This window comes from Brevibacillus sp. TJ4 (assembly GCF_044627595.2).
Taxonomy (GTDB): domain Bacteria; phylum Bacillota; class Bacilli; order Brevibacillales; family Brevibacillaceae; genus Brevibacillus.
Window position 1 is genome coordinate 3,498,724 of the sequence record NZ_CP185865.1, and the last position, 6,277, is coordinate 3,505,000.

General features: G+C 51.2%; 2 protein-coding genes, 13 tRNA genes and 1 rRNA gene (1 of these 16 cut by a window edge). All 16 read right to left on the bottom strand.

All coding sequences use genetic code 11. From position 1 onward, the window contains the following. Positions 1-132 precede the first annotated feature (132 nt). Positions 133-972 (bottom strand): hypothetical protein, encoded by an 840-nt coding sequence (locus ACAF76_RS17085; protein ID WP_400162072.1) that lies wholly within the window; start codon positions 970-972, stop codon positions 133-135. Further along, complete coding sequence (locus ACAF76_RS17090) at positions 962-1,531, bottom strand: sigma-70 family RNA polymerase sigma factor (RefSeq protein WP_400162073.1); 570 nt, start codon at positions 1,529-1,531, stop codon at positions 962-964. The genes ACAF76_RS17085 and ACAF76_RS17090 overlap by 11 nt, the downstream gene beginning before the upstream one ends. Positions 1,532-2,006: 475 nt before the next feature. Beyond that, a tRNA-Leu gene (locus ACAF76_RS17095) sits at positions 2,007-2,089 on the bottom strand. Positions 2,090-2,098: 9 nt separating this feature from the next. Then, a tRNA-Cys gene (locus ACAF76_RS17100) sits at positions 2,099-2,172 on the bottom strand. 162 nt (positions 2,173-2,334) lie between these two features. Beyond that, positions 2,335-2,410: transfer RNA gene (locus ACAF76_RS17105), tRNA-Gly, on the bottom strand. Between the two features lie 5 nt (positions 2,411-2,415). Next, positions 2,416-2,490: transfer RNA gene (locus ACAF76_RS17110), tRNA-Gln, on the bottom strand. Positions 2,491-2,503: 13 nt separating this feature from the next. Next, positions 2,504-2,579: transfer RNA gene (locus ACAF76_RS17115), tRNA-His, on the bottom strand. Between the two features lie 23 nt (positions 2,580-2,602). After that, positions 2,603-2,676 (bottom strand) — tRNA-Trp (locus tag ACAF76_RS17120). Between the two features lie 5 nt (positions 2,677-2,681). Next, a tRNA-Phe gene (locus ACAF76_RS17125) sits at positions 2,682-2,757 on the bottom strand. 31 nt (positions 2,758-2,788) lie between these two features. Further along, positions 2,789-2,865, bottom strand: a tRNA-Asp gene (locus ACAF76_RS17130). A gap of 139 nt (positions 2,866-3,004) precedes the next feature. Then, positions 3,005-3,081, bottom strand: a tRNA-Met gene (locus tag ACAF76_RS17135). A 45-nt stretch (positions 3,082-3,126) separates the two neighbouring features. Beyond that, positions 3,127-3,202 (bottom strand) — tRNA-Val (locus ACAF76_RS17140). Positions 3,203-3,263: 61 nt separating this feature from the next. Then, positions 3,264-3,340, bottom strand: a tRNA-Glu gene (locus tag ACAF76_RS17145). Positions 3,341-3,343: 3 nt separating this feature from the next. Then, a tRNA-Ser gene (locus ACAF76_RS17150) sits at positions 3,344-3,436 on the bottom strand. Between the two features lie 7 nt (positions 3,437-3,443). Continuing rightward, positions 3,444-3,519, bottom strand: a tRNA-Asn gene (locus ACAF76_RS17155). A gap of 55 nt (positions 3,520-3,574) precedes the next feature. Beyond that, positions 3,575-6,277, bottom strand: a 23S ribosomal RNA gene (locus tag ACAF76_RS17160) (it continues 268 nt past the right edge of the window).

Below are 6,277 nucleotides of genomic sequence, written 5' to 3' on the forward strand. Positions count from 1 at the left end.
AAATTGATCAATCCGAGTACACACCCTACAGGCTCCATGAAAAAAGCCCGTAATCGCGCGTCCAAGAAAAAAGGAATTCCCCTGGAGGAATCCCTTCGCTATCAAAACTATAGTGTTCGACTTACATCCTCTTTAGTTAGCAGCTGGGGCTGGGCCAGCACCTTCTGTTGGAGGTGTGTTTTGCATTTTTTCCTTTGCTTTCTCGATTTCTTCCTGCTTCAGAGGTGCGCCAACCTTGAAATTTTCAATAATTTTGCCCAGTGTCGCCGTATCAAAATCGTCTTGTGCATACAGTTCTACCGTGAAGCCATTGTTCTCCCAAATCACAATCCCGTTTGCGAAGTAAACTGTGGTTCCCTTGATCACTTCTTTTTTCACTTCGCCTGTGGTACCGATGCTGTTTTCGCCGCCCTTGGAAATTAGGAAGTTGACGGTTTGCTCACCTTTACTGAACTGTACTTCCGCCATGTTATTGCCATGAATGACCGTGTTGACGTACTTGTAATCTGCCAGCCAAGATGGGGCCGGGAAGTTTAGCCCTGATACGGCACGAGCCTCTTCCACAGTCAGATTAGGACGTGCCTGAAGTTCGACCATATGGGAAGCATCGCCCTCTGCTTGTTCAGATGCGCTATTATCTACAATCGGCTCCTTGTCGTACTGGACGATTTGCATATTTCCCACCTGAAAACGTGCCAGAATGGTTTCTATCATATCTTGTGCAAAAGAGGTAGTCGAGAAAGTGCCTGTCAAGATAGCAACAGCCATAGCACTGACGATTACAGTTTTCCGTGTATTTTTTTTCATCACGATCTCATCCCTTTTCATTAAATTGGATTGAATGGTTCCTGATCTCATTTTGAACAGGAGACGATGGTAGATTCGCTCTTTGGAGGCTTTGTCAGTAAGCTCCAAATTGGCAAGCAAGTTGGTTAGGTCGGAAAATTCATCTACATTCTTCCTATTTTTCATATTGAAACCCTCCTTTTTCCAGTTCCTGTTGCAGCTTCTTTAGACATCTGTAAAGGACTACACCGATATTTGAACCGCTGACTCCGAGCAGGTCAGCAATTTCCGCGTTTTTCAACCCCGCCGCATACTTCATGCCAATAATATTGCGTTCCTTATCGCTTAGCTTTGCCAGAGCCTTGTACAAGATTTCGTTGCTGTCATCAAGGATGACAACTTCTTCTGGAGTTGACCTTGGTAAAATCACGTCCAGAATGGAGTCCAGAGAAAAGGTGGCCCTTTTTTTCTGTGAGCGGAAGTAATCAGTTACAGCGTTTCTAACAATCGCAAACAACCAAACTTCAAAATTGGACTTTTGTGGCGAGTAGCTGTTGTATTTTGAAATCACTACTTCAAATACATGACTGCAAATCTCTTCCGCATCATAGTGGTTATTGATACGGTAGCAAATATATTTGTAGACACGGCTATAGTACGCATCGTAGATCGCTGTAAATTTTTCTTCTGACATGATCCCTTTTTGAAGATCACGAATATTGCTGTGGCTGATTCCTGTATTCACATTAGAAACCTCCAACTATTTCCCCTCCCCTCACTTGCTAAGATGCAACTAACAAGACAAATTGCGCAATTTGCTGTGGTTGTATGAGCCTCACATTAGTTAATACGGAAATTGAATCATTTTATTAACAAATTGGTTTTTATTTTCGCTTGGAAATAGTCAGCTTAACGAAATCATCGTAAGCGATGAAACACACTTCTTGGATCGGAGAAAGGTCGCAAGGGCGGGATTCCACACCGTGATGCTCGTAAACGTGGTCGTAGAGAAGAGGACGAAAGGAAGGAGAAACGTAGGCGCGGCATTTGCAAGGAACAGGTCCGCATTGTTGTAGCGTATGGGCGAAATGACAATATCACCAGACCGGCTCACTTGGAGTACAGTTCCAATATTTATTCAGCCAATACAATGAATGAAGATATAAAAAAATAAAAAAAGCCCATTAGAATTCTATCTAATGGACTGTTTGTTGTTAATATGGTGCCGGTAGAGGGACTTGAACCCCCACGGTTTCCCTCACGATTTTGAGTCGCGCGCGTCTGCCAATTCCGCCATACCGGCCTATTCAGATGGAGGAGGCACCCGGATTCGAACCGGGGATAAGGGTTTTGCAGACCCGTGCCTTACCCCTTGGCTATGCCTCCATAGATACATGTAAAAGATGGAGCGGACGACGGGTCTCGCTTCGCTGGCGTCTCTTCCTCGAGATCCCTCTTGGAAAAGCCAGATCAGAAGTACCCGTGCACTTACCCGCTTATTCACTTCAGGGTAAACCCGGTACGGGTGAGAGACCCTGTGAATACTTATGGAGCGGACGACGGGTCTCGAACCCGCGACCTTCGCCTTGGCAAGGCGACGCTCTACCAATTGAGCTACGTCCGCATAAATGGCTGGGGCACTAGGATTCGAACCTAGGCATGACGGAGTCAAAGTCCGTTGCCTTACCGCTTGGCTATGCCCCAATAGAGTTAATAATGGGGCGATCGATGGGACTTGAACCCACGAATGCCGGAGCCACAATCCGGTGCGTTAACCACTTCGCCACGACCGCCATGGTAAATGCCTATCCAAAAGTGGCAGGGGCAGTAGGAATCGAACCCACACCAAAGGTTTTGGAGACCTTCGTTCTACCGTTAAACTATGCCCCTGTACATGGTGGCTCGGGACGGAATCGAACCGCCGACACGAGGATTTTCAGTCCTCTGCTCTACCGACTGAGCTACCGAGCCTCATATAAATACCGCCATTGCAGAAAAGAAATGGCGGAGCTGACGGGACTCGAACCCGCGACCTCCGGTGTGACAGACCGGCGTGAACTCCAACTTCACCACAGCTCCAGATGTTTTTGGAAATTTCGCTATTAAGACAACAGTGCATCTGCACGACGCAGTACAGAAAGAGTATTGGTTGCACCCTGCGGGTACTACCTTCCTTTCTGAACAATGATGCCTAATCGACGTAGTACAGAAAGAGTATTGGTTGCGGGAGCAGGATTTGAACCTGCGACCTTCGGGTTATGAGCCCGACGAGCTACCGAGCTGCTCCATCCCGCGACGATATGATCCACTTCCCAGTGCACTCGTTCGTGTACAAGGATATGGTGGAGGCTGACGGGATCGAACCGCCGACCCTCTGCTTGTAAGGCAGATGCTCTCCCAGCTGAGCTAAGCCTCCCAAACAGAATGTGGTTGGGAATCCCCACAAAGGAACTTTCCACTCGCTTTGTGGGGAGGTATGGTGACCCGTAGGGGATTCGAACCCCTGTATGACAGCGTGAAAGGCTGCTGTGTTAAACCGCTTCACCAACGGGCCATATGGCGGATGGAGTGGGATTTGAACCCACGAGACGAGTTATCCCCGTCTACACGATTTCCAATCGTGCTCCTTCGGCCTCTCGGACATCCATCCATAACTATGGCTCCTCGGGACGGACTCGAACCGCCGACCGATCGGTTAACAGCCGATTGCTCTACCAACTGAGCTACCGAGGAACAAGGAAGGATTATTCCTTCAAAACTGGATCTGCATGCATGCTGTAGATTGTGTGTGGATAAGTCCTCGACCGATTAGTATTCGTCAGCTCCACGCGTTGCCGCGCTTCCACACCGAACCTATCAACCTCATCGTCTTTGAGGGGTCTTACCAGCTTGCGCTGTGGGAAGTCTCATCTTGGAGGGGGCTTCACGCTTAGATGCTTTCAGCGCTTATCCCTTCCGCACATAGCTACCCAGCTGTGCCACTGGCGTGACAACTGGTGCACCAGCGGTGCGTCCATCCCGGTCCTCTCGTACTAAGGACAGCTCTCCTCAAACTTCCTGCGCCCGCGACAGATAGGGACCGAACTGTCTCACGACGTTCTGAACCCAGCTCGCGTACCGCTTTAATGGGCGAACAGCCCAACCCTTGGGACCTACTTCAGCCCCAGGATGCGATGAGCCGACATCGAGGTGCCAAACCTCCCCGTCGATGTGGACTCTTGGGGGAGATAAGCCTGTTATCCCCAGGGTAGCTTTTATCCGTTGAGCGATGGCCCTTCCATGCGGAACCACCGGATCACTAAGCCCGACTTTCGTCCCTGCTCGACTTGTAGGTCTCGCAGTCAAGCTCCCTTCTGCCTTTACACTCTACGAATGATTTCCGACCATTCTGAGGGAACCTTTGGGCGCCTCCGTTACCTTTTGGGAGGCGACCGCCCCAGTCAAACTGCCCACCTGGCATGGTCCTCTCGCCCGATAAGGGCGACGAGTTAGAAACTCCGTACATCAAGGGTGGTATCCCACCGACAGCTCCACAGAGGCTGGCGCCCCTGCTTCAAAGCTTCCCACCTATCCTGTACATGATGCACAAAGTTCCAATACCAGGCTACAGTAAAGCTCCATGGGGTCTTTCCGTCTTGTCGCGGGTAACCTGCATCTTCACAGGTATTATGATTTCACCGGGTCTCTTGCCGAGACAGCGCCCAAGTCGTTACGCCTTTCGTGCGGGTCGGAACTTACCCGACAAGGAATTTCGCTACCTTAGGACCGTTATAGTTACGGCCGCCGTTTACTGGGGCTTCGGTTCAAAGCTTCGCTTGCGCTAACCCATCCCCTTAACCTTCCAGCACCGGGCAGGCGTCAGCCCCTATACTTCGCCTTGCGGCTTCGCAGAGACCTGTGTTTTTGCTAAACAGTCGCTTGGGCCTTTTCACTGCGGCCCCCTCGGGCTCAGCCCGCCCGACACCAGCTTACGCTCGCGTCGGGCGGGGACCCTCACCCTACCGGGGCGCCCCTTCTCCCGAAGTTACGGGGCCATTTTGCCGAGTTCCTTAGCAAGAGTTATCCCGCGCACCTTAGGATTCTCTCCTCGCCTACCTGTGTCGGTTTGCGGTACGGGCACCTTGTTCCTCGCTAGACGCTTTTCTTGGCAGTGTGAAATCAGGGACTTCGGTACTTGAATTTCCCTCGCCATCACAGCTTGTGCTTGACAGTGTGCGGATTTGCCTACACACCACACTTGCTGCTTGGACGGCCATCCAGTAGGCCGCTCACCCTATCCTCCTGCGTCACGCCATTGCTCAAACGGTACAGAGGTGGTACAGGAATATCAACCTGTTGTCCATCGCCTACGCCTTTCGGCCTCAGCTTAGGTCCCGACTAACCCTGGGAGGACGAGCCTTCCCCAGGAAACCTTAGGCTTTCGGTGGACAAGATTCTCACTTGTCTTTTCGCTACTTACACCGGCATTCTCACTTCCAAGCGCTCCACCGCTCCTTCCGGTACGGCTTCACCGCTGCTTGGAACGCTCCCCTACCCAGTCCGTAAGGACTGCCATAGCTTCGGTGATACGTTTAGCCCCGTTACATTTTCCGCGCAGAGTCACTCGACCAGTGAGCTATTACGCACTCTTTAAATGGTGGCTGCTTCTAAGCCAACATCCTGGTTGTCTGGGCAACTCCACATCGTTTCCCACTTAACGTATACTTGGGGACCTTAGCTGATGGTCTGGGCTGTTTCCCTTTTGACGATGGATCTTAGCACTCACCGTCTGACTCCCGGACATAAGTCATTGGCATTCGGAGTTTGACTGAGTTCGGTAACCCGATGAGGGCCCCTAGCCCAATCAGTGCTCTACCTCCAAGACTCTTCATTCCGAGGCTAGCCCTAAAGCTATTTCGGGGAGAACCAGCTATCTCCGAGTTCGATTGGAATTTCACCGCTAGCCACACCTCATCCCCGCACTTTTCAACGTGCGTGGGTTCGGGCCTCCAGTAGGTGTTACCCTACCTTCACCCTGGACATGGCTAGATCACACGGTTTCGGGTCTACGGCAACGTACTCTCGCCCTATTCAGACTCGCTTTCGCTGCGGCTCCGTCTCTTCGACTTAACCTCGCACGCTACCGTAACTCGCCGGTTCATTCTACAAAAGGCACGCCGTCACACATTGATCGTGCTCCGACTATTTGTAAGCACACGGTTTCAGGTACTATTTCACTCCCCTCCCGGGGTGCTTTTCACCTTTCCCTCACGGTACTGGTTCACTATCGGTCGCTAGGGAGTATTTAGCCTTAGCAGATGGTCCTGCCAGATTCATACGGGATTTCACGTGTCCCGCACTACTCGGGGTTGGTCTCGGAGAGACGCGCGTTTAGGTTACGCGACTGTCACGCTCTATGGTCAGCTTTCCCAAACTGTTCACCTACGCGCGTCTTTTGTAACTCCGTGTGAGACGCCCCACAACCCCGTCAGGTAAACCTGACGGTTTAGGC